General features: G+C 36.1%; 24 protein-coding genes and 1 pseudogene. 16 read left to right on the top strand and 9 right to left on the bottom strand.

Features of this window, described 5'->3' with window-relative positions; all coding sequences use genetic code 11:
- Positions 1-122 precede the first annotated feature (122 nt).
- A pseudogene (locus H6F47_RS05215) lies at positions 123-454 on the top strand (YbjQ family protein).
- A 224-nt stretch (positions 455-678) separates the two neighbouring features.
- Complete coding sequence (locus tag H6F47_RS05210) at positions 679-1,314, top strand: hypothetical protein (RefSeq protein ID WP_190647937.1); 636 nt, start codon at positions 679-681, stop codon at positions 1,312-1,314.
- A 132-nt stretch (positions 1,315-1,446) separates the two neighbouring features.
- Here the strand turns inward: H6F47_RS05210 and H6F47_RS05205 are convergent, their stop codons facing one another.
- Both H6F47_RS05205 and H6F47_RS05200 read right to left on the bottom strand, forming a co-directional pair.
- Complete coding sequence (locus H6F47_RS05205) at positions 1,447-1,905, bottom strand: YbhB/YbcL family Raf kinase inhibitor-like protein (RefSeq protein ID WP_242027337.1); 459 nt, start codon at positions 1,903-1,905, stop codon at positions 1,447-1,449.
- Positions 1,906-2,036: 131 nt separating this feature from the next.
- Positions 2,037-2,297: a hypothetical protein gene (locus H6F47_RS05200; RefSeq protein ID WP_190346303.1), complete on the bottom strand. Its 261-nt coding sequence runs from the start codon at positions 2,295-2,297 to the stop codon at positions 2,037-2,039.
- 184 nt (positions 2,298-2,481) lie between these two features.
- Between H6F47_RS05200 and H6F47_RS05195 the strand changes: the two genes are divergently transcribed.
- Positions 2,482-3,000 (top strand): DUF29 family protein, encoded by a 519-nt coding sequence (locus H6F47_RS05195; protein ID WP_190647935.1) that lies wholly within the window; start codon positions 2,482-2,484, stop codon positions 2,998-3,000.
- Between the two features lie 63 nt (positions 3,001-3,063).
- Here H6F47_RS05195 and H6F47_RS05190 read toward each other — a convergent pair whose 3' ends face one another.
- From H6F47_RS05190 to sufR, 7 genes are all read right to left on the bottom strand, one after another.
- The gene (locus tag H6F47_RS05190) at positions 3,064-3,462 is read right to left on the bottom strand and encodes a type II toxin-antitoxin system PemK/MazF family toxin (RefSeq protein WP_137668482.1); all 399 of its coding nucleotides are present in this window, start codon (positions 3,460-3,462) and stop codon (positions 3,064-3,066) included.
- Positions 3,447-3,728 carry a hypothetical protein gene (locus H6F47_RS05185; RefSeq protein ID WP_137668481.1) on the bottom strand — a complete coding sequence of 94 codons (282 nt, stop codon included), beginning with the start codon at positions 3,726-3,728 and terminating at the stop codon, positions 3,447-3,449. Before H6F47_RS05185 ends, H6F47_RS05190 begins: the two co-directional genes overlap by 16 nt.
- 75 nt (positions 3,729-3,803) lie before the next feature.
- Positions 3,804-5,219 (bottom strand): serine/threonine-protein kinase, encoded by a 1,416-nt coding sequence (locus tag H6F47_RS05180; protein ID WP_190647933.1) that lies wholly within the window; start codon positions 5,217-5,219, stop codon positions 3,804-3,806.
- A 158-nt stretch (positions 5,220-5,377) separates the two neighbouring features.
- Positions 5,378-6,304, bottom strand: coding sequence for a hypothetical protein (locus H6F47_RS05175; RefSeq protein WP_190647932.1), 927 nt, complete (start codon positions 6,302-6,304; stop codon positions 5,378-5,380).
- Between the two features lie 7 nt (positions 6,305-6,311).
- Positions 6,312-7,376: an ATP-binding protein gene (locus H6F47_RS05170; protein WP_190647930.1), complete on the bottom strand. Its 1,065-nt coding sequence runs from the start codon at positions 7,374-7,376 to the stop codon at positions 6,312-6,314.
- Between the two features lie 82 nt (positions 7,377-7,458).
- Positions 7,459-7,605 (bottom strand): hypothetical protein, encoded by a 147-nt coding sequence (locus H6F47_RS05165; protein WP_190647928.1) that lies wholly within the window; start codon positions 7,603-7,605, stop codon positions 7,459-7,461.
- Between the two features lie 51 nt (positions 7,606-7,656).
- The gene (gene sufR, locus H6F47_RS05160) at positions 7,657-8,328 is read right to left on the bottom strand and encodes an iron-sulfur cluster biosynthesis transcriptional regulator SufR (protein WP_190647926.1); all 672 of its coding nucleotides are present in this window, start codon (positions 8,326-8,328) and stop codon (positions 7,657-7,659) included.
- A gap of 229 nt (positions 8,329-8,557) precedes the next feature.
- On the opposite strand from sufR, the gene sufB reads away from it, so the two are divergent.
- The 13 genes from sufB to H6F47_RS05095 all read left to right on the top strand — a co-directional run bounded on the left by sufB (position 8,558) and on the right by H6F47_RS05095 (position 24,554).
- Positions 8,558-9,997, top strand: a complete 1,440-nt coding sequence (sufB, locus tag H6F47_RS05155) for a Fe-S cluster assembly protein SufB (RefSeq protein WP_190647924.1) — start codon at positions 8,558-8,560, stop codon at positions 9,995-9,997.
- 83 nt (positions 9,998-10,080) lie between these two features.
- The gene (gene sufC / locus H6F47_RS05150) at positions 10,081-10,866 is read left to right on the top strand and encodes a Fe-S cluster assembly ATPase SufC (RefSeq protein ID WP_190647922.1); all 786 of its coding nucleotides are present in this window, start codon (positions 10,081-10,083) and stop codon (positions 10,864-10,866) included.
- 2 nt (positions 10,867-10,868) lie between these two features.
- Positions 10,869-12,245, top strand: coding sequence for a Fe-S cluster assembly protein SufD (gene sufD / locus H6F47_RS05145; protein WP_190647920.1), 1,377 nt, complete (start codon positions 10,869-10,871; stop codon positions 12,243-12,245).
- Positions 12,246-12,394: 149 nt separating this feature from the next.
- Positions 12,395-13,660, top strand: coding sequence for a cysteine desulfurase (locus tag H6F47_RS05140; protein WP_096566655.1), 1,266 nt, complete (start codon positions 12,395-12,397; stop codon positions 13,658-13,660).
- Positions 13,661-13,760: 100 nt separating this feature from the next.
- Positions 13,761-14,360: a hypothetical protein gene (locus tag H6F47_RS05135; protein WP_190647918.1), complete on the top strand. Its 600-nt coding sequence runs from the start codon at positions 13,761-13,763 to the stop codon at positions 14,358-14,360.
- A gap of 76 nt (positions 14,361-14,436) precedes the next feature.
- A complete protein-coding gene (locus tag H6F47_RS28405; protein WP_190647960.1) occupies positions 14,437-14,829 on the top strand; it encodes a deaminase in 393 nt (130 codons plus the stop codon).
- Positions 14,830-14,831: 2 nt separating this feature from the next.
- Positions 14,832-15,392, top strand: coding sequence for a hypothetical protein (locus H6F47_RS05125; RefSeq protein ID WP_096566659.1), 561 nt, complete (start codon positions 14,832-14,834; stop codon positions 15,390-15,392).
- A 27-nt stretch (positions 15,393-15,419) separates the two neighbouring features.
- Positions 15,420-16,052, top strand: coding sequence for a Uma2 family endonuclease (locus H6F47_RS05120; protein ID WP_190647916.1), 633 nt, complete (start codon positions 15,420-15,422; stop codon positions 16,050-16,052).
- 194 nt (positions 16,053-16,246) lie between these two features.
- Positions 16,247-16,498, top strand: coding sequence for a hypothetical protein (locus H6F47_RS05115; RefSeq protein ID WP_096566663.1), 252 nt, complete (start codon positions 16,247-16,249; stop codon positions 16,496-16,498).
- A gap of 163 nt (positions 16,499-16,661) precedes the next feature.
- Positions 16,662-18,233: a CPBP family glutamic-type intramembrane protease gene (locus H6F47_RS05110; protein ID WP_190346310.1), complete on the top strand. Its 1,572-nt coding sequence runs from the start codon at positions 16,662-16,664 to the stop codon at positions 18,231-18,233.
- Positions 18,234-19,001: 768 nt separating this feature from the next.
- Entirely contained in the window at positions 19,002-19,277 is a 276-nt protein-coding gene (locus H6F47_RS05105) for an NINE protein (RefSeq protein WP_096572610.1), read from the top strand.
- Positions 19,278-19,734: 457 nt separating this feature from the next.
- Positions 19,735-22,155, top strand: a complete 2,421-nt coding sequence (locus tag H6F47_RS05100; protein ID WP_137669270.1) for a heavy metal translocating P-type ATPase — start codon at positions 19,735-19,737, stop codon at positions 22,153-22,155.
- 821 nt (positions 22,156-22,976) lie between these two features.
- The gene (locus tag H6F47_RS05095) at positions 22,977-24,554 is read left to right on the top strand and encodes a tetratricopeptide repeat protein (protein ID WP_190346312.1); all 1,578 of its coding nucleotides are present in this window, start codon (positions 22,977-22,979) and stop codon (positions 24,552-24,554) included.
- Positions 24,555-24,631: the final 77 nt, after the last annotated feature.

Genomic DNA, 24,631 nt, shown 5'->3' with positions numbered 1-24,631 from the left:
GTGGCAGGATGAAAATATAGGATGAAAATAAGATCCAAAAAGTTCCAGAAGTTATGGCAATCTGTATCAGAGGCACATAAAAACCCAAACTTTAAACTATTGGCTGTCAATAAGGAAATATTATGCTTTTAAGCATAACCGATGTCATTCAAGGCGCTGTCATTGATTCATATTTGGGCATTGTCACAGCGGAAGTTGTCTATGGCAGCAATTTTTTGCGGGACTTTTTAGCCAGCATTAGGGATATTGTTGGTGGACGGGACGTACTGGCAGCTACGAACGTTTATTTGAAGAAGGACAACGGAAAGCACTAGAACAACTAGTACAAAGAGCGCAACGTTTAGGAGCAGATGCTGTGATCGGAATTGAAATTGATACAGGCACAATTAACGTTGACCAATCTGGAGTTTTGTTACTGATTACTGCTACAGGTACGGCTGTAAAAATGCGTTAGAATTTTGTCTTTTTTGAATATGTAAAAAGTCTGAAAAATTCAACATTACATCTATATTTCAAAACTGTATTTCACAACCTTATCTTCTCACTAAAGACATAGTAATTAACTCTTTCCACTGATAGATAATAAAAACACAAAATAGCAATTTAATTGTAAATAAAAGCATAAAGCATAAATATACCTGAGCAACTTTACTGAAATAGCAAGGGAGAAAATAAACTATGTCTTATGTAAATAGAATAGGGGATGAAATTCTGCCTTCTGAGTCTGCGGTAGCTAGTCGAGTAACAGAATACCGCGATCGCGTGCGGTGGGGTCCAATAATTTCCGGTGTTTTAGTTGCTCTAGCTACGCAATTAATATTAAGTTCATTTTTTGGGGCGCTAGGTGCAGGTAGAATAGCTGACTCGTTAGCACCAAGAACAATCGCCGCCGGAATTATTAGTAATGTGGGGATTTGGTCAACCATAGCCTTATTAATTTCTCTATTTCTTGGTGGTTGGGTAGCAACTCGCGGCTGTGGACCAATGCACCGAGACACAGCTTTACTTAACGGTGCAATTCTTTGGGCGACTACTTTAGCAATTAGCTCTTTTCTATTAGCAAATGGAGTCTGGGGTGCTTTTGGGGTTGCTGCTTACAATGCAGCATCAGTAATTAATCAAATTCAAGGACAAGGTACTACCATACCACAAAATTTACCTGCTTTAACTGCTGAACAAACTCGTGAAATTGCCGCAGCAACTTCCAGAACTTTATGGTGGTTTGTCCTTGGTTCTCTATTAAGTTTAGCAGCAGCATTAATGGGTGCAGTTGCAGGTGCGCGTAGTCCTCGGACTAATAATTACAATCATTGATTTTGTCTGTGTTGAATATTTATCATATCTGTTTTTTTGGTAATGGGTAATTGGTAATTGGTGATTAGATCCCTGATTTATTATTTATTAAATGAATCGGGGATCTAATGATTCTTTTCATTGTTAAATCATTTAACTTTGGCGTTGATATTTTCCCATTAATTCGGCTTTTGCTAAAACATGACCTGCTATTGCTGTTAAAATTTGATTTTTACTAACACCAGGTTCTAAATTTAGCTTTTTATCTAAAGCATAAAGATGGAAAAAATAACGGTGAGTTCCACTAGGAGGACAAGGACCACCATAACCCAATTTGCCAAAATCATTTTTACCCTGTATCCCACCAATAGGAATAGTTTTACCCGCAGGAATTTTTTCCGCTAATTGGTTAACTGAAGGGGGAATATCATAAATAACCCAATGTACAAAAGTATTTTTTGGTGCATCTGGGTCATCTACAATTAATACTAAACTTTGGGTATTTGGGGGAATTTCTTCCCAGCTTAGAGGCGGTGAAATATCTGCACCATCACAGGTATATTTTGCAGGAATTAAACCATTATCTACAAAAGCACTGCTGGTTAATTTCATAGTTTTTGCTACCTTGGAATTACAACTAATTAGAGATAGTCCTAATAATCCAAAAATAGCAAAGGACTGAGTTATAAAAACTCGCCTTTTAGTTATATATATCAAGATCATGTCCCCTTATAAATTATCCCCTACCACTTCAAAAATGCTTCTTCTACTCCTTTTTCTCTTCTAATTTTTGCATCAATTTCAAACCAGTTAATAATTTGTTTTGCTGTCAAATCTTCAATGGGTACATCATATTCTTTGGCGATATGTTGTAAAATCCGTAAGGAGGAAATTGTCAATCTGGTTAAAAACTTTTCAGGGGAAGATAATAAAGCTGCGTCAACTTGTGCAGATTCGTCAGGGGTTAAAAATTGGCTTGATGATTGGTTGGGGGAGATATCCATAAGATTTAAACTGAAGTTGTTTTTATAATATTAAATCATATTGTGGTAATTTTTGAATAATTGTTTTTTCTCACGCTCCAGACGCAGAGAACGCAGAGAGGGGTTAATCATGGGGTTTGAGTTTCATTAACCATATTTGATGGTATATTAAATGTAGTTGAGTTAATTTGAGGTTAATACAAAGATGACACAGGAATTAATAGACCTCAGAAATAGTATCTTAGAACAGCGTTATAGCGATGCTTTAGCTATTGTTGATGAGTTAGAGGGGATGAGTAAGAAAGCAATTATACAACAAATAAAGTCTTTTTTAAAGATTTTACTAATACATTTAATTAAAAATCAAATTGAGCAACGGCTAACCAATTCCTGGGCAGCTTCTATTAGAAATTCAGTGGTAGGTATTCAAGATATCAACTTAAAGGAAAATAAAAAATCCTATTATATTAATGTTGATGAATGGGAAGATTTAATTTTAGAGGAGGTTATAGAGAAAGCTATTGCTGATGCTAGTGATGAGGTTTTAAATGGTACATATAATCAATTTCAATTAGAGGAAATGATTGATAAACCGGAGTTGGTAGCAAAAGGTTGTCAATTTTTAACTTTGACTTATGAACATTCGGCGAAAACTTTACCGAAAGCGATCGCGGAAGTTTTAATACAGTTACCAGGTGGGGAAAATTGGTTTAATCGTAAGTAGTTTAAGATACCAAACTTCTTACTTCAATAGTTTATCCAAGAAGTCGGTGATATGGGTATTTCATCATTTTGGTTTTTTACCTCTTTCCCAAGCTTTTGATACTGGTGGTGGTGATGATGGCTTTTCTATAATTTCAATAATTGTACTAATCACTTGATGAATTTTCTCATCTTTGATTTTTCCAATGTACCGAATTACGTTACTTTTATCAACCGTCGCAATAATATTAGGGCGAATATAGCAAGGACTTAAATTCAATTTACCAACTCTAAAATCTTGATCTTCTAACTTAATTTCATAATCTCGACCTGGTTTACTGGTGATAGGACAAATTATAATATTATTATTGTCCGATTCAGTTATAACTAAAGCTGGACGTTTCTTAGTGGTAGATGTATCAGAGAAAGGAAAAGGAACAGATATAACATCACCTTTAATTAAATGTTCTATAGATCCTTCCATGCTTCGTCTTCCTCTGGATCAAGCCAAACTTTATCTAATGATGATTCACTCATTTCTAAAAAATCTTTAACTAATGTTTTATCATCATCTATATCAACAGCTTGTAAATTTTTAACTACTTCTAATGGCAGTCCAGTTAGTTTAACGATAAAATCTAAATCAATACCTTCTCGTAACATATTTACAGCAACTAGGGTTAAACCTTGCTGTAAACCTTTTTCCCATGCTTCCTGTAATGTTTGCACTTGAATTGATAGGTTGTTCATATTTTTTATATTTATGTAGTTATATTTTTGGAACTCAATTATATTGTATCATGAGAGAATAAAAAATGTAAGGTTTTAGCGATTGGTAAATATTGGGAAGATTTGATAAATTAGCCAGCCTAAAAATAAGCCTAATGAAGATGCACCCATTAGAACTAAAAATTTATAATCTTTGCTAGAATATTGGCTTAAATGCTTATGGATTTCACGATAAAGGTTGACCAAATAAAATTGAATAATGAAAAATATAATGCAAAATATGACAATACATAAATCTACAACAGTATAAGATATAGTATAATTAGAGACTAAGGAAGAACAAATTATAGCAGTAAAGCCCATAGCTATAAATACAGCTACAGGTAAAGTTGAAGCAAGTACCAAAGCTAAAGGCAAAGTTGAAGCTAAAGCTATAATTAAATTAGTAAAGGAAGTAGTAAAAAAAGCAAAGCCTAAATTTTGATGAACAATATAATCATAATTTGAATGATAATATAGTAAAAGAACTATCATCAAATGTAAACTCATGAATTTTAACCAAACTGAAGGAATATTATTAATATTTACCTTAACACTAGGAGAATTATTAACACCTACAATAACGGGAACAGTTTTCTCTGTCCTAATTGTTTGATGTTCTATTTTCTGACTAATCTGATAAACCTGATTACTAAAATCAGGCAATAACTTTAACCATTCTCTCATAGATTGCGGACGATATTCTGCTTCTAAATTCATACCTTTAAGTATTGCCAGATTCAACCCATCACTAATACCAAAAACATATTTATTAGGAGAAATTAACGGTTTATTATACAATTTTCTATCCAGGGAACTTTCAGGACGTTTACCTGTAACTGCATAATATAAAGAAGCAGCTAAAGTATAAACATCTATGGTTACTTGTCTATTTCCTCCCATTTGTTCATAAGGTGCAAAAGCAATATTAGCAGGATGATGAGAAGTAAAATATCCATCTTGGGGCATTATTTCCCCAGCAATTCCAAAATCAATTAATACAGCTTTACCATTTTTTTGTACCATAATATTACCAGGGTGTGCATCCCGATGAACTAAACCCTGTTGATGAACAAAAATTAAAGCCTCTCCAATTTGTTTAATATATCCTACTGCTTCTAATTCTGGTAATGCTCCCCGTTTCTGTACCAAATTAAATAAACTCTCACCAGGCACAAAATCCATTACTAAACAATATGTTTTACTTTCTTCAAATAACTCATTTACACGGACAATATTCGGGTGTGGTTGTTGAGAAAGTTTGGCTAATTTGCGTCCTTCTTGAATAAATCTTTTCACATAATTGGGGTATTCTGAATCATTTTTTAGGCTTTCATTAGGCGTTTTAATTACTACCCACTGCTTTAAAAGTGTATGTTGTGCTTGATATGTAATCCCGAAACCACCTTCTCCCAGAACTTTTTCTATAACGTATCTCCCACCCTGTAATTTATCACCTTTTTGCCAAACCATAGGTTACAGATGCCTAAAAATAGTTATGTACATTTTGGCACATTCGGGTATGATTTGGGTAGATGTGCTAACTTTTCGATTTTCCCAAAAGATTAACTGGCTGAATTCCAGAATAAATTAGGAATCAATCTGATTTTCAACTTTTCAAAATATTTCTTCTAAAGCTGTTCTATTTTATTTCTCAATTCAATCAAATCAGGGTATTGATTAATGTCAATATTATTAACTGCCCATTTAGAAAATTTATCCATAGAAATATATGATTTATATGGGCGTGTTTTATCTTGACTTATTTTGTGCATTGCTTTGTAAATATCTTTACCATTAAACCAAATTAAATACTGCTTTTGCTGCCAAAATTCCTGTTGATTAAAAAGCTGTAAATACTTAGATAGACTTTCTTCAAACTTATCTATTGTCACTTCCTCAACTGTATTTTTAAATTCATTAATTAATGACAAAGCCTCACTTTTACAATTAGATAAATCTAGAGAATCTGGAATTGTATTTTCAGTCCATTTTGTTTTTAACTGTTGTCTATTAGCACTAAGTTGACATAAATTGCCTAAAGCCCATCTGACAGCTTGATAAGCTTGTAAATTCTTTGCAGCTTCTTCTATCCATTGAGTGATTTTATCAATTCCTGGTGAATCTTTGTGTCCCCATCTAGAAATAGGATTTTCTAATTGTTCTTCATATTTGGTTATCCAATATTGATGAATGAGTTCAGGTTCAAGTAAATAATTTTCAATACAGGTACGATGAGATAGAAACGATCTATTTCCTAATTTATCTATTTGCAGTAACTTAATTTCTGATGTAGGTTCAGTATCAAAATCACGATCTCTGAAAGTAATATATTTTTTAGCAGATTTTTTTCGTTCATCTTGATTTTTCCTCTCATTATTTTTATCCTGTTTATTTTCCTCTACAGAAGAAAAATATCCTTGAATAAATGTCGAAAAACTAAACTTACCGCCAGCAGCAACAATTGGTATATTATTGGATTGATTTTCGACCACTTTATCAAGTAGCCATAAGTCAAGATTACCCTCACAAAAAATAACTTTGTCAACTACTTTCACAGTTCAATTACTCCTCTATTATTCTGATAGATGATTCTGGTACTAATTGCGCTACATAATCAGAATGAGTGGTAATAATAAACTGATTATTTTTACCTAATTTCGGTAAAGTTCTGAGTAAAGCCTGTTGCATGGGTGGATGTAAATGCAATTCGATTTCATCAATTAAAATTACTGAATTGTGAATGTTCCAATTCATAAAATCCATAAGTATAGGAAATGTAGCACGCTCTCCCCCAGACATTTCCGAAAATTCATAGTGAGTTTTATTTTTACTGTTATAAATATAAAACCAAGGTTCGCTGAGAATATCATCAATATTATCTCGCATTTCTAAACCTGCAAATTCACGTCCTGGAAAAACAGTTTTATAAATTTCGGATATTTTTGCGTATAAGTCTTTTGCTCCTGGACGAAAACTTTTACCATTTTTTCCATATTTCTCATGAAAAATTTGCCACTTTGCTAGGCGATCGCGTAAAATATCCTCTGTAATTTCTAATTGTTTTTCTGGATCTTCAGGAGTCAGACTAGTTGCAGTTCTTTGTTCTGTGTACCAAAAGACTGTACCCACTCTTTCAAAAACTGAAAATCCTTGAGAACGAGATAGTTGTTTAGCATATTCTCGTCCTTTAAATTGAAATAATTCTGCTGCTCTATCTGCTGTTACACTTTCACCTTGCCATTTTAAATTAACAAGGTATTCTTTAGCAGGAGGAACTGGTAAATCTCTTTCTATTTCTCTTAATTTTTGGTGAAATTCGCTAATAGCTTGCAGTTCTGATTTAGAAAATTGTACATTAATAGTGACATTGGTGGGAGAACCACGCCAATTACTACCTAATAATTCATAATTAAATCCCGGCCAATCTAAATCAGCAGGTTTTTTTAATCTTCCTGTAGCTGTACCTAATGTGGATGCAATAGCTTGTAAAATGCTCGTTTTTCCCGCACCATTTACACCAATAATAACAATTAAATCTTCTGCTAAACCAGTTTCAGGATCAGTAAAATCTAATTCCTGATCTCGAAATTTTTTAAAATGTTTGAGTTTAATTTTTTGAACTTTCATAATAATTTGCTTTTTACTCTATTCAATGTATTTTTTATTCAATATAACAGGGTTCATCGTCATCATCACCCCAAGTTTCCAACTAATTACCATCCATATCTTCAAAATATAAATAAGCAGCATCTAACCCATATTTTCTGATATCATCTTCTAATTGACTTGCAGCTTTTAGAGCTTCTAAAAAACTGTCTAATCTTTGTTGACGATCAGATAATTTTTCAACTTCCATATCTTACTTCTCCTCATCTGCGTTTATCCGCGTTAATCTGCGTTCAACATCCTATCTTTTCTGTATCAAATACCCGCAACGATGCTCACCATGAATTAACCAATGCGTCCTTTCCACACTACAATCTGGTAAAATCGCTCCAAACATTTCCAACTCATGACCACACACACTAGGAAACGACTCAGCCACATTAGAAATAGCGCAGGTGTGTTCCATAAATAAAAACCTTTCACCCACGTCAATATCAGATTCTACAGGGTGAAACTCAGCCATAAAACCTTCAGCTTTTCGCAATTCCACCAAAGCGGCAACCCGTTCCTTTAAAGAACCATTACCCACCCTTTCCCGATATTCCAGCGCCTTTCTTTCCCACTGTTTTTGTAAAATCGTTTTTACCTGCTCACGCCCTACAGTTTCCGCTAAAGTATCTAACAGCGAAACCGCAAACTCTCCATAACCACCACCGACACTGCTAACACTCTTTTGTAAATGTTCCCTGCCCCGTTGACTTAAACTATATATATGTTGAGGTCTACCCATACCAGAATTTTCCGGTATAGAATATATCACTAATTCTTCACCCTCCAAATCCTTTAAATGGCGACGAATCGCTTGGGGGCTAACTTCTAATATTTCCGCAAGTTCAAGAGCCGTAGCTTGTGAGTGTTTTAAAAGATACTCTAGGATATCCTGCTTAGTAGAGGACTGCTGGGTAGTGGCCATGTTAGTCCCAATAAAAATTTCCAAAAATTCAAAAAATCTCTAAAAAAATTTGACTAAAACAACATTGTTGTTGTTAATCTATCGTACAATAGATTTAGATTAAACAACAGCCGAGTTGTTTTAGTGTGTAAACCTATTCTAACAGCCCTGTTAGCGATCGCTAACAAAAAACGGGAATCAGCTTTATAGAACCCGTCGCCTATCCTTTAAAGAGAACACAAGAGAACCGATGAGCGCATCCGTCAAAACCTTAGTTAACCAACCTTACAAGTACGGTTTTGTCACCGACATCGAAACCGACACCATCCCTCGTGGACTAAATGAAGACATTATTCGCTTAATTTCCGCTAAAAAAGAAGAACCGGAATTTATGCTAGAATTTCGTCTTCGTGCTTACCGTCAATGGTTGAAGATGACCGAACCTACATGGCCTCATGTCACCTATCCACCTATTAATTATCAGGATATCATTTATTATTCCGCACCGAAACAAAAGAAAGAAAAACTCAACAGTTTGGATGAAGTTGATCCCACCTTATTGGAAACCTTCGAGAAATTAGGTATTCCTTTAAATGAACAAAAAAGATTAACTAATGTTGCTGTTGATGCAATTTTTGACAGTGTTTCTGTAGCGACTACTTATAAAGAAAAACTCGCTAAAGAAGGCATTATTTTCTGTTCTATTTCCGAAGCATTACGGGAACATCCAGAATTAGTAAAAAAATATCTGGGTAGTGTTGTACCTATTGCTGATAATTATTTTGCGGCTTTAAATTCCGCAGTATTCAGCGATGGCTCTTTTGTTTATATTCCCAAAGGTGTAAAATCACCAATGGAATTATCAACTTATTTCCGCATTAATTCCGGTGATACAGGACAGTTTGAAAGAACCTTAATTATTGCCGAAGATGATAGTTATGTTTCCTATTTAGAAGGTTGTACAGCACCGATGTACGACAGCAATCAATTACACGCTGCGGTTGTGGAATTGGTAGCTTTAAATAATGCGGAAATTAAATATTCTACCGTGCAAAACTGGTACGCTGGGGATGAAAATGGTAAAGGTGGAATTTACAACTTTGTAACCAAGCGCGGTTTGTGTCAAGGTGTCAATTCTAAGATTTCTTGGACTCAAGTAGAAACCGGTTCTGCTATTACTTGGAAATATCCTAGCTGTGTGTTAGTTGGTGATAATTCTGTGGGTGAGTTCTACTCTGTTGCATTAACAAATCATAAGCAACAAGCTGATACTGGCACTAAGATGATTCATATTGGTAAAAACACTCGCAGTACAATTATTTCTAAAGGTATTTCTGCTGGAAAATCAAGTAATAGTTACCGGGGTTTGGTGAAGATTAATCCTACTGCGAAGGGTGCTAGAAATTATTCTCAATGTGATTCGATGTTAATTGGGGATAATGCACAGGCTAATACTTTTCCTTATATTCAAGTTCAGAATAATACTGGAAAGGTTGAGCATGAAGCATCTACTTCTAAGATTGGTGAAGATCAATTATTCTTTTTTGCTCAACGTGGTATTTCCGCAGAAGATGCTATTTCTATGATGATTAGCGGTTTCTGTAAGGATGTTTTTAATCAGCTTCCTATGGAGTTTGCTGTTGAGGCTGATAAGTTATTGAGTTTGAAGTTAGAAGGTAGTGTTGGTTAATCTGTTTTCTTTGAGGTTTTTTTTGAAACGAACCGCAAAGTACGCAAAGTTCACAAAGAAAGAAGAGAGAAGAGAGAGAGAACATGATTATTGAAAATAGTGATTTGATTTTGTCTGTTAAGGATTTGAAGGCTGATGTTGATGGAACTCAAATTTTAAAGGGGTTAAATTTGGAGGTTCGCGCTGGTGAAATTCACGCGATTATGGGTCCAAATGGTTCTGGTAAGAGTACGTTTTCTAAAGTGTTAGCGGGACATCCTGCTTATTCTGTGACTGGTGGTGAGGTGATTTTCCAAGGTGAAAATTTACTGGAAATGGAGGCGGAGGAAAGAGCTAGAAGTGGTGTGTTTTTGGCTTTTCAATATCCTTTGGAAATTCCCGGTGTGAGCAATTTGGATTTTTTACGGGTTGCTTATAATTCTCGTCGTAAAGCTCAAGGTTTGGAAGAGGTTGACGCTTTCGATTTTGATGATTTGGTTGAGGAAAAGTTGGAAGTTGTGAAAATGAATCCTTCTTTTCTCAATCGTAGTGTGAATGAGGGTTTTTCGGGTGGTGAGAAAAAGCGGAATGAAATTCTGCAAATGGCTATTTTAGAACCTAAGTTAGCAATTTTGGATGAAACTGATTCTGGTTTAGATATTGATGCTCTGAAAATTGTTGCTAATGGCGTGAATCAGTTAACTAATGCTGAAAATGCCACAATTATGATTACTCACTATCAGCGTCTTCTTGATTATATTGTCCCTGATTTTGTTCATGTAATGGCTCAAGGACGCATTATTAGAAGTGGTGGTAAAGAGTTAGCTTTAGAGTTAGAATCTCGTGGTTATGATTGGGTGTTGGAAGAAGCTTTAGGTGTAGGTGTGTAATCATGACTATTGAAGTTTCTCCTAGTTTTATTTCTGATTCTTTGTTAGACAGAGATGCTTTTTTAACTGGTTTATTAAATCAGGTTTCTGCATCTGAAAAAAGCGGTTGGGTACAACAAATTAAGAATGATGCTGTGAAGTGGGTACGTCATTCTGTTATTCCCAACACCCGCGATGAAGAATGGCGTTTTACTGATTTATCTCCACTCAAAGAGGTAAGTTTTAATGTAGGGACAATTCATGAATTGTCCCTACCAGATGATTTTGCTTTACCTGAAGTTGCTCACCGTTTGGTTTTTGTAAATGGTGTTTTTGCAGCGAATTTATCTGATACTGAAAATTTACCTGCTGGTTTAAAGGTTGGTAATTTAGATGTTTTAGATGATGATGTTGCTCAGGAATATTTAGCACAGCCCTTCTACTTCGCTCAGGACAAGTCTGAGGGAACAAGGGATGTTTTTACTGCTCTGAATACTGCTGGTTTAAATGATGTCGCAGTGGTTTTGATTGGTAAAAATGTAGTTGTAGAAAATCCCATTCATCTGTTATTTATTTCTGTTGCTGGTGAGTCAGCTATTATTTCTCAACCCCGTTGTTTGGTAATAGCTGAAAGTAATTCTCAGGTGAGTTTGATTGAAGAGTATGTTACAGGTATTGGAGAATATTTAACAGGCAAGATGCCTGTTCCACAAGAGGAGCAAGTTTACTTTAATAATAGTGTGACGGAAATCTGGGTAAATGAAAATGCTCAGGTTAATCACAATAGAATTGTGTTAGAAAGTAATGCTGCTTTTCACATTAGCAAAACTGCGGTAACACAAGCGCGGTATAGTCGTTATACTTGTAATACTGTAACAATTGGTGGTAAAATTTCCCGTCATAATTTGGAGATTTTACAAACAGGAGAACAAACAGAAACAACACTCAATGGTTTAACAGTTATTGGTGATAAACAATTAGCTGATACTCACAGTGCTATATCCTTAAATCATCCGCATGGTGTTAGTAAACAACTACACAAGTGCATTATAGGCGATCGCGCTCATGGAGTATTTAACGGTAAAATTTTCGTTCCCAAACCCGCACAATTAACCGACGCTGCACAATTAAACCGCAACTTATTGTTATCATCAAAAGCCAGAGTTGACACCAAACCCCAACTAGAAATAACCGCAGATAACGTTAAATGCGCTCACGGTGCAACCGTCAGTCAATTGGAAGACGATGAAATCTTCTACTTGCAAAGTCGCGGAATAGATGAAACCGACGCACGCAAACTATTAGTTAACGCCTTCGCAGCAGAAATTATTAACTTAATTCCTGTTTCATCATTGAGAGAAAAACTGTTAAAAACAGTCGTCGCTCTCACAAGTAAGTAAAGCATTGTAAGTTCGTAGTGAGCGATTCATCGCTCAAACATAAAGATTTTAAGGACTAAAGTCCTTACTACGAACTTTATATTTTCTGTTGAATTGTCGAATTTCTAAAATTTAGAAATTATTCTGTACTCCTGAAATACTTATTAAAAATGACATTCACTTCTACCAAAACCCTCGCTGATAAAGTTCGCCAAGACTTCCCAATATTACATCAAGAAGTCCACGGTAAACCCCTCGTTTACCTCGATAACGCTGCAACTTCCCAAAAACCATTATCAGTATTAAACGCATGGCGTGATTATTACGAACAATATAACGCCAACGTGCATCGCGGCGCACATTATTTAAGTGCCAAAGCTACCGACGCTTACGAAGCAGCAAGAGACAAAGTAGCTAATTTTATTAACGCCAAATCTCGCCAAGAAATTGTTTTTACACGCAACGCTAGTGAAGCTATTAACCTAGTTGCTTACAGTTGGGGAATGAACAACTTACAACCGGGAGACGAAATAATTCTCTCAGTTATGGAACACCATAGTAATATAGTTCCTTGGCAATTTGTCGCTCAAAAAACAGGTGCAGTTTTAAAATTTGTCGAACTCACTCCAGAAGAAACCTTTGATTTTGAACAGTTTAAAAAACTGATTTCCGAAAAAACAAAACTCGTTTCTATAGTTCATATTTCTAATACCTTGGGTTGTATTAACCCAGTTAAAGAAATAGCTGAAATTGCTCACCAATACGGTGCGAAATTCTTAATGGATGCTTGCCAAAGTGTCCCCCATACTCCTATTAATGTCCAAGAAATTGACTGTGATTGGTTGGTAGCTTCTGGACATAAAATGTTAGCTCCCACTGGTATTGGTTTCTTATATGGGAAATTAGAATTATTAGAAGCAATGCCGCCATTTTTTGGTGGTGGAGAAATGATTGCAGAGGTGTATTTAGACCATTCCACCTATGCAGAATTACCCCACAAATTTGAAGCCGGTACACCTGCTATTGGTGAGGCGATCGCCCTGGGTGCAGCTATAGATTATTTAACTAACATTGGTATGGATAAAATTCATGCTTATGAAGCGGAATTAACAGCCTATTTATTCGATCAATTAGCCCAAATACCTCAAATCAGAATCTACGGACCAAAACCCGATGCTCACGGTGAAGGTAGAGCCGCTTTAGCAGCTTTTACAGCTTCCGAAGTTCACGCCAATGATTTAGCAACTTTGTTAGATCAAGAAGGTGTTGCTATTCGTTCTGGACATCATTGTACCCAACCTTTACACCGTCATTTAGGTTTAGCGGGAACTGCACGAGTCAGTTTATCTTTTTACAATACCCGTGAAGAAATTGATGTTTTTATCAAAGCTTTGAAGGAAACTTTAGATTTCTTTGCTAGTGTGTTTGGTGAATAGATAAATAATATTTTGGGTGGGCAATGCCCACCTTTTTTATTTCTCACGCAGAGGCGCAGAGGAGCAGAGATAATATTAATTGCTTCTGGAGAAGATAGTTATGTCATACAGTGAATTTACTCTAGACAAAGTTAGAAAATCCTTTGCTTTAACTATTATAGATAAAGTTAATATTTTTGCTTCTATTCCAGAAATTGAATGTCCAGCTTTATTAGCAGAGTTATTACAAGAAAATGTCCCTTTAGCACTTGCAAGTAATACGGAAAAATCACGCTCGGAAATGATTATTGCACCGATTTTAATTAGTGTGAGAAAGTATTTAAAAAATCAAATTAGTCTATTTTCTGGTATTGATTTTACTGTAGATAGTGAAAAGGGATTAGATGGTAATTGTGATTTTATTATTAGTCGTTCCCCAGAATTATTAATTGTTAATGCTCCTGTGGTGACAATTGTAGAAGCAAAAAAAGAAAATATTAATGCAGGTTTAGGACAATGTGTAGCAGAAATGATCGCTGCTAGAATGTTTAATGAACGTGAAGGTAATAACATTCAAACAATTTATGGAACTGTTACTACTGGAACTAACTGGAAATTTTTAAAACTTATTAATCAAGTGGTAGAAATTGACTTGAGCGAATATTATATTAATAATATCGGTAAAATTTTAGGTATTTTATCTAGTATCGTGACAGAATAGGTATTGTAAATAATAAAGTTTTAGTGTAACATTTTAACTCTATGTTTCAGAATAAAGGAGAGGAAAAACGGACAGTATTTTTGATGACTTAGCTAAATATAGGGAAAGTCTAGGTTTACCTCCTGCTGGTAGTGAAACAGATGGCTCAACAATCGCTAAACTAGAAATAGAAGGTCAAAGTTTTTTTGGCATCAATTCTAGTAGTAATCCCTATTCTAGACAAATAACGTTCACAGTTAATCCTATCAGTAGAACTCATGCAGAAGCGGATGCTTTTCAGCAAGTAAAAGATGCAGGTATTACAGCTAAAAAAGCCCGTTTAATTGTAGATAGAGACCTTTGTAATGCTTGCGGTTTAAGAGGAGGTGTAAATTCTATGGCTTATCAATTAGGTATAGAGGAATTAGAAATTATTACTCCCAGTGGCAGCAAAACAATTATAGTACAAGCACCAAAGACAAGGAGGTAATTATGTTTGTCACCCAATTATATACAGACAATTGGACAGGTAACAAAAATGAAGAAAATGTCATTAAAAATCCTACTTTGCGACAAATAGAAGCAGCTATTTTTGACTTAGATGGTAAGATTAAAACTTTAGTCAGTTTAGAAGCTGATGATGATAGTTATATGATGATTGGAGGAGGTAAATCCGGGTTTTCTGGTAAATACGTTGTTACAGCAACTTTAGACAACTATAATTTTTATTCTCTTTTAGATCAGCCACGCTACGATATATCCAAGCTTTCTCATTCTTATAAAAGAGTCATAACTTTAATTAAACTTTCTGATCAGCTAAAAAAACAAAAAAATAAAGATTCTCAGAAAGATAAAATTATTGTAGTTACACCTGAATTATCAATCTCTAAGCCAATAAAAAAATTAGTTGTTGGCGGTCAACTTGGTAATTATCCTTCTCAGATGTGTGTTAATTTACCCCAATGTTTAATAGCTGCAATCACTTTTGCTGAATCTGGTGAACTCGAATCTTTATTTACTTGGGAAAAAGATGAATCTTTGGTTAATGTATAAAAAGTAAATCATTTTTTATTAATGACTATGCTTCTCCAATCAACACCCGCAGAACAAAGAACAGTTTTATATGACGTTAGCTGGGATACCTTTGAATCCTTGCTAAAAGATACAGGTGAAAATAGAGGTTCTCGTTTTGCTTATGAGTGCGGTACTTTAGAAATTATGACTCCACTATTTGAACACGAAAACCCAAAAGGCAATTTTAGTAATTTTATCGTTGCTTTAGCTGAAGAATTAGATATAGAACTAAGAAGTGCTGGATCTACCACATTAAAACGCAAAATAATTAAAAAAGGCATTGAACCAGATACTTGTTATTATATCCAAAATGAACCAGCTATCAGAGGTAAAGAAACTTTAAATTTAGAAACAGATCCTCCTCCAGATTTAGCAATTGAAATTGATATTACTAGCAGTTCTGTAAATAAGTTTAATATTTACGCTGCGTTAGGTGTGGCTGAACTTTGGAGATATGACGGTGATGTTTTGAGGTTTTATCAATTGTTAGAAGGCGAGTATATTGAAATTAATTTTAGTGTTGCTTTTCCTGTGATTTCTGTTAGTGATATGACTAGATTCATTCAGCAGAGTAAAAATATGGGTGAAATTGCTTTGTTAAAATCTTTCCGTGCTTGGGTGAGAGGGAAGATCGGTTAGCTCTTAATCCAAAAAACCGAGCAAAAGATTGATTTTATCTGTATCAATAATACTCTACCTCTTATAGTAACCAAAAGGCATAATAGAAATTCTGCCATCTGACACATGAATTACCTTCAAAAACCACTTATTGTCAATTAATAAATGGGACAGAACCCTTAACTAAATCAATAACGTAAGTGAGGTAAGTTTCAATGTTTAATTTACTGGAAGAACTATCCACAAATGCACAAGAGTTGTTAGTTGGAGGACAAGGACAAGAACAACAAATGCCACAAATACCACAAATACCACAAATACCAGGACAACAAGGACAAGGACAAAGTAGTTCTCCTAGACCCCCTCAGACATCAGGAGGAGCAACTGGGTTTATAGTTCCTGACAACAACCCAGAGAGCTACTTCACCTGGAGACTAGACAAAGCACCACAAATGTCCGGTCAGTAAATCTACTCCATACTAAACTAAGGTAAACGACATTTTTGATCACAAATCCCCCGCAAGATGCGGGGGTAATTATGTGTCAATTCCCTTATCCCCCCAACCTGCCAGATTATCTTATAATTGCCAAGGGGCGATCGCTCTCTACAGGTAAGTTCAAGGGGGATAGATGTCACTTAAACGGTTGCTGTTAACTGCGCTAACATTGTTAGCGATTATGTTGTCCGGCTTGTCTTTATTTGCTAGTTGGCAAAAACCTCAGTTTCAAAGTCGTTTGGAACTGTACCAAACTAATATTGTCTTGCAAGCCCAAGCATGGCAACCAGAAGATAGCAACGACGAGAGTTTTCAAGCTCTTCGGGCAGCAATAGTAGGTGATAAACCCCTAGAAAGTGCAGCCAAGCAATATCTAGAGGCGCGTGAGTCTGTAAAAACAAACTTGGATAAAACCAAAAACCAACTGGACAAGCTTCGCGCTCAAGATATTACCGCTGTCACACCTGCCAAACCCCTACCAAATGAACCCCTGGAAACCAAAACCTCTCCCCAACAACAACAAAAAGAGCTAGAGAAGTCTATCAGCAAACTGCAAAAATTGCGGGATGAATTAGACTTACGCTTAGGAATATTACAAGCACAGCAAGGGGAAACAGATAAAGCCCAAAAAACTTGGAGTCAAGTACAAGAACCCTCTGAAACCGAATTTACCGCCACCGCTAACGTCCTCAGTGGACTATGGAGTAACCCGCCGCGTCTACTCCCAAATGCTCAACCACTGATACAAAAAAATTTAGAAGGTTGGTTTCGCTCCACGGCTTTAACTCAGCTTTACCAACTGCAACAACGTCAAGCTGCTTTAGCAGATGTTCAGGCTGCACAACAAGCAGCCGCTACCGATGCAGTATTAAAATTAGCCTTAATTGCCACTATTCCCAGCTTAACAGCTTTTATTGGTCTAATCTTACTAATAGCTTTAATTATTCAGCTTTTACTCAAGGGCAGAGAGTCTATCTTAGCGACAAATGCCCAAAAGCCTTGGTCAACTCCTTGGAATGTGGAAACAATTTTACAGGTTTTTGTCCTGGGATTTTTCTTGATGGGACAATTATTTATACCTGAATTGTTAACCCTCCTCCCTATCTCCCGTTCCTCGGATAATGTGCGAGTTCAGGCTTTTTCTGTCTTGGTGAGTTATGTAATGGTTGCCTTGGGTGCGTTCTCAGTGCTGTATTTTTCTATTAAACGTTATTTTCCCTTACCAGAAGATTGGTTTCGCTTCCGGTTTTTCAGTAATTGGTTTTTCTGGGGACTGGGTGGCTACTGCACAGCTTTACCCATAGTCGTCATAGTATCATTAATCAATCAACAACTATGGAACGGACAAGGCGGAAGCAACCCCCTGTTACAATTGGCGCTAGAAAGCAGAGATGATGTAGCATTGGGAATATTTTTCTTTACTGCGGCCATAGCAGCGCCATTTTTTGAGGAATTTCTATTTCGTGGGTTTTTATTACCCTCCCTCACTCGTTATTTACCTGTTTGGAGTGCAATTTTTTTGAGTAGTTTGTTATTTGCTGCTGCTCACCTCAGCTTATCGGAAATTTTGCCACTCACAGCATTAGGCATGGTTTTAGGAATAGTATACACGCGATCGCGCAATCTTCTCGCTCCCATGCTCCTCCACGGACTTTGGAATAGTGGTACTTTGCTCAGTTTATTTCTTTTGGGCAGCAATAATTAAAACCGACAATTACAGTTGAAAAAATCAAAAATATTTGATTATATCGACATATAAATCTGAAATTCTCAAATTTCCAGCAGCGCAACATCACCGCTATAGCAGGTAATAGGTGACAGTTGATAGGGAAACCCAACTTATACCAGTCCTTGAGGTTTTGGGTTTCTTACCTCAACCCCACCTACATCTGTAAAATTAATTTTGCAGATGGGTATAAATGAAAAAAATTCCCGGACATAATAACAATCAACCCGTAAACACTAGAGTAGTATCACAGATGCTGCCGATTATTCAGGTTAATGATATTCAACTTTGCTGAAGTTGAACATATAAATCTGTCAACTATCTGCACCAAAATTTATCAACTAACTTACCAAATTTTAGATTTGAAATTTTGGATTTTTGATTTGACATTGAAGATTCAAAATCAAATTTGTTTATCTCACCTTCAGAATTCTCTTCTGTGGTTAAATTTCTCATTTACTTAAACTAGAAATACTCTGATAATTACATAGGGGATGCTGATAGCGGAGCGTGGCGTAAGCCATATAAATGCAAAACCCTGATAAATCAAAGGTTTAAGGCTGATAAAAAAGATTTTGAGGTGCAAGGGTTTTGAAGGTAAGAATGGCAAAATTGAGCATTTTGAGGATGAAATATGAAAAAATTTGTTACCAACAGATAGCTCAAACTCTTGCCTCTTGCCTCTTGCCTGCCCGCACCAGAAGACTTTCAAGAGCAAACCCTACATATACAGGAGCTTCACTAAATATGACTAATCTTAATCCATCTCATGCTACCAAACAACTTTTATCTGGGTACTGTGGCATTATTTTGGGGGGATTTGGGATACATAAATTTATTCTGGGTTATGCCCCAGAAGGCTTTATCATGCTAGTTATTTCTGTAGTCGGTGGTTCTCTCACTTACGGATTTACACTAATAATTATGCAGCTTGTAGGGTTAATTGAAGGCATGATTTACTTGAATAAAAACCATGAAGACTTTGTTAATACCTACTTCGTCAAAAAGCAGGGTTGGTTCTAAAAAAAGAAGCCAGGAGTTATTAATTTTGGATTTTTGATTTTGGATTGTTTTTGTGATCTCCAATCTAAAATCTAAAATCTAAAATCTAAAATCTAAAATCTAAAAATTTTCCCCCATTCCCTATTTTCTTAAAATATGCCAATATCCAAATCTAAATATCTCACATTGCTAATATTATTACTAATATCTATGGTGTATTTTACCACTACATCCAATTGGGAAATTAACTATTTCTACAAAAGTCTAATTTTTATGTTGCCTATACAGCTTGTATCTGTGATATATTTTACCTATAGGCACTGGATTCCTTGACAATAGTTTACAAATTTAATTCAATATTTTAACTTTTAAATTAAATACTATCACAGTTGGTCATAGTTCCAGATTTCGCCTACTCTCAAAGTAGAACTGCCTTTTTTTAGGCATTGCATTTTTGTAGCGAATCTCATAACTTGTCATGCAACTTGTTCCCGAAAATAAACTTACCCCAGAAACCGCCCTCTCCAATAGAGATACCAACTCAGAGAAAATTATTTTAGATGTAGGGGGTATGAAGTGCGCTGGCTGTGTGAAAGCAGTAGAAAGACAGCTAACCCAACATCCAGACGTTAAAAATGTCTGCGTCAACCTAGCTACAGAAGTGGCAGTTGTAGAAGCAGAAGTTGGTGCTATAGATGCCGATGCACTGGCACAAGCATTAGCACAAACATTAGCACAAACATTAACAGCTACAGGTTTTCCTTCTCAACCCCGCACACCGAAAACTCAAGCAGGGAAAGAAAAATATGATCCAGACGCAAAACAGCGTCAGGAAATGCAAGCGGCTTTCAAACAATTAGTAGTTGCTTTTGTATTATTGTTATTTTCAGGAATAGGACATTTTGGTGGTTTTATTTTCCCAATATTGAATAACATCTGGTTTCACTGTGGACTAGCAACAGTAGCATTACTTATTCCTGGTCGTCCCATTATTATAGATGGCTGGCAAGGTTGGCGACGGGGAACGCCAAATATGAATACCTTGATCGGTTTGGGAAGTCTAACAGCTTATATTGCTAGTTTGGTGGCGCTGTTGTTTCCCCAAATGGGTTGGGAATGCTTTTTTGATGAACCAGTGATGATGCTGGGTTTTATCCTCTTAGGCAGAACTTTAGAAAAACAAGCTAGAGGACGCGCAGCATCTGCATTTCGACAATTATTAGCACTTCAACCTCAGATAGCTAGGTTAATTGTTAACCCAGACTCAGATAAATTAGTAGCAGGGGCAAATATTATTGAAATACCAGCCGAACAAGTGCGGGTTGGTGAATGGTTGCAGGTGTTACCAGGTGATAAAATACCTGTTGATGGCGAGGTGCGGTTTGGACAAACAACGGTAGATGAGTCGATGTTAACTGGTGAAGCAGTACCAGTGATGAAGCAACCAGGAGATGCTGTTGCAGCGGGAACTATTAACCAGTCTGGTGCGATCGCTATTCAAGCTACCAGAACCGGCGATGATACCACTTTGGCGCACATTGTCGCTTTGGTAGAAACCGCCCAAACTCGCAAAGCACCTGTTCAGAAATTAGCAGATACGGTTGCTGGTTATTTTACTTATGGCGTTTTAACAGCTTCTTTGCTAACTTTTCTGTTTTGGTACTTTTTTGGTACTCATATTTGGCCAGAGGTGAATATTATTTCCAATGGTATGGAAATGATGAGTCATGCAGCACATCATCAAACCGCCAACATTGAATATTCTTCACTTTTAATTAGTTTAAAATTAGCGATCGCTGTGATGGTGGTTGCTTGTCCCTGTGCTTTAGGACTCGCTACCCCCACAGCTATTCTTGTCGGTACTGGGATGGGTGCAGAACGCGGTTTATTAATCAAAGGTGGTGATGTGTTAGAAAAAGTCCACCAACTAAATACCGTAGTCTTTGATAAAACCGGCACTCTCACCACAGGCAACCCCACAGTTACAGACTGTTTACCATTTACAGACTTAGAACCATCCTCACTTCTGCAACTAGCAGCAGCAGTAGAAAGCGGCACCTATCACCCCCTAGCTAAAGCAATTCAACAAGAAGCACAGCGGCTAAATTTATCTATTCCCCACGCAGTAGACTTTCATACTGAACCAGGAATGGGTGTATCCGCTGTCGTGGATGGTAAAACTGTGTTGTTAGGTAACTGGGAATGGTTAAACTGGCACGGAATTACTGACACTGCCCAAGAACACGCACAAAGATTAGCGGAACAGGGGAAAACAGTTATTAGTGTTGCAGTTGGTGATAATTTAGTTGGATTAATTGCCGTCAGTGATACCCTCAGACCAGATGCCAAAGCAACAGTAGACAAATTGCGTCAGCTGGGTTTGCGAGTAATTATACTGAGTGGTGATAGATTAGAAGCAGCGAATGCGATCGCTCAACAACTCGGACTCAACAGCACCGATGTCATGGCAGGTATTCCCCCAGCGAAAAAAGCCAGCACCATCCAAGCTCTTCAAACTGGGGAGATAAGTAAAACCACTAGCGTTGCTATGGTAGGAGATGGCATTAATGACGCTCCTGCCTTATCTCAGGCAGATGTCGGCATTGCTTTACATTCTGGAACAGATGTAGCTATGGAAACCGCCGAAATTATATTAATGCGTGATAGTCTTTCTGATGTTGTGGAATCAATACAACTCAGCCGTGCCACTTTCAACAAAATACGTCAAAACTTGTTTTGGGCTTTTGCATATAATACAATTGGTATTCCCTTAGCAGCCGGTGTTTTACTACCCCATTTTGGTTTTGTTCTTAGCCCCTCCAGCGCCGCTGCCCTCATGGCTTTTAGTTCAGTTAGTGTTGTCACCAACTCCATTTTATTACGACGCTTTACCCATTGACTGTAACAAAGAAAATAGGTGCAAGGTTTTGGAAACTATGAGTAGGAAAACCTTGCACTTTGTTGGTTTTTACCTCGTTTCCAAATACAAAAAACTCCTTGATATCCTTAAACTCCTGACTCCTTGATAGCGACTTGTACTGAGCCTGTCGAAGTAAGCGTGGCGTTAGCCTCCTAGTTATGCAAGAAAGACTCTCAAATTAGAATAACAAGATAGTCCGCAAAAGTCCTAGATAATAACTAGGAACTTGGGTTATTATTATAATCAATAAAATCACTAAGTTCGGGTTTTTCTCAATTTACTGTTGTTAAAACTCAAAACAATAAAACTCTTTTTTACTCATCAAAGTGTGATAATTAGGACTTACGCACTGTACAAATTCACCATGATGTGCATGAACGAAAATCCGTCGTTTCAGGCTTTTGGCGATTAACTTCCGATCAATAGCGAACTGCTTGCAGCAGCGCTTCGCTATCGCCCAAAAATAATTAAAAAATCACGTTAAAATGCCCGAAACCCATACCTCATATTTGGTTGATCCTGTCAATGCGTAAGTCCTAATAATATGTTTTTAGAAAAATTTAAGAAAGACAAATAGCCTGACATTAATATATTTAAGTGAATATACGGATACCAAATCAAAGAAAAAACCGTATTATTATGTAAACATTGATGTTTAAAATATTCCTTAAATTTTACCTTAACTTAAAGAACAGGATTATGATGATTGGATATGAAGCTCAAATACTAAAAAATAACCATAGTGTAAAATTTATATCTGACTTTGGATTTTTTACGCAAGCATCTACCATCAAATCTATATGATACTCAATAGCAGTAGCTGGGATGATGATTTACCTCCAGATCCCGAAGAAATATATCAAGATTTACTCTGCGCTCTGGATAGAAAATTAGGATTTGGGTTATATTTTGTACAATGTACTCCTGTGGAATCAGATTGTTTTATACATAAAATTCCCCAGGATCTTCCGCATAAAAATATTGCTGTATTACGCTTGCTAGAACCAGTGGATAAGCTATATCAGCAAGTAGCGAATTATATTCAAGGTCAAACAGTTGACATCTTATTAATTAAAGGTTTGGAATATTCCTTGTATAAATATGAAAAAAGAAACTTTGGCGAAATAACTGAAGGTCAGTTTAACAATTTAACTAAAGTACCACCAATACTAAATCATCTTAACCAACAAAGAGAAAGATTTAGGGATGATTTTCCCTTTTGCTTTGTATTTTTATTGCGTTCATTTTCACTCAGCTATTTAATCCATCGCGCTCCTGATTTTTTTGATTGGCGTTCTGGAGTATATGAATTACCGACTACACCAGAATTAGTTGAAGAAGAATCACGTCGTCTTTTACTAGAAGGAGACTATGAAAAATATCTACAACTTACTTCAGAAGGAAAAATTGAAAAAGTTCTAGAAATTCAAGAACTTCTGGCAGAAAAACATCAAACAGATAGTAATAGAGCAAGTTTGCTTTTTGAATTGGGAAATCTACTTTATTCTGCTGGTGAATATGAAACTGCAATTACATTCTATGAACAAGAATTAAAATTTAAACCTGATGATCATTTTGCTTGGTACAACCGTGGTCATGCACTCTTGAATTTAGGATGCAACGAAAAAGCAATCTCATCTTATGAAAAAGCTTTAGAATTTAAGCCTGATGATCCATATTTTTGGTACAACCGAGGTAATGCTCTGCTGAACTTAGGACGTAATGAAGAAGCACTTTCTTCTTATGAAGAAGCTTTAAAATTTAAGGCAGACTACCCATATTTTTGGTATAATAAAGGTAATGCACTACGAAATTTAGGACGCAATGAAGAAGCAATTTCAGCTTATGACCAATCTCTCAATTTAAGACCCAATGATTGTTTTACTTGGAATAATCGTGGTATCGCATTTCGGAATTTAAGCAGATATGAAGAAGCAATTTTTTCTTATAAACAAGCTTTAAAAATTAAACCTGATGACCACTATGCTTGGTACAATTTGGGTATCGCACTCCGCAAGATAGGATGTAATGAAGAAGCTGTTTTCTCTTATGATCAAGCTCTGAAAATTAAACCTGATGATCACTATGCTTGGAACAATCGAGGTAATGCACTGGATGATTTGGGACGTATGGACGAAGCTCTGTTCTCTTATGATCAAGCATTAAGAATAAAACCTGATGATAAATATGCTTGGTACAATAAAGCTTGTTGTTATGCTGTTCAAGGTAGTATTGAGCAAGCACTAGAAAACTTGGAGCAAGCAATTAATCTCAGACCTGAAGAGTTTGCAACAATGGCCAACGCTGATCCTGATTTTCATTGTATTCGAGAAGATGCACGTTTTCAAGATTTAATACGTAGGGGTATGATGAATTAAATTTGATTAATTTAAAATTAAAATCTTTTGGTGAATTTATTATGAAAATATTTTTTGATCAGGTACTTGCATTTGTC

The organism is Sphaerospermopsis sp. FACHB-1094 (assembly GCF_014696195.1).
Taxonomy (GTDB): domain Bacteria; phylum Cyanobacteriota; class Cyanobacteriia; order Cyanobacteriales; family Nostocaceae; genus Sphaerospermopsis; species Sphaerospermopsis kisseleviana.
The sequence above is the reverse complement of the archived record's forward strand: the minus strand, read 5'-3'. Positions and strand labels throughout refer to the sequence as shown.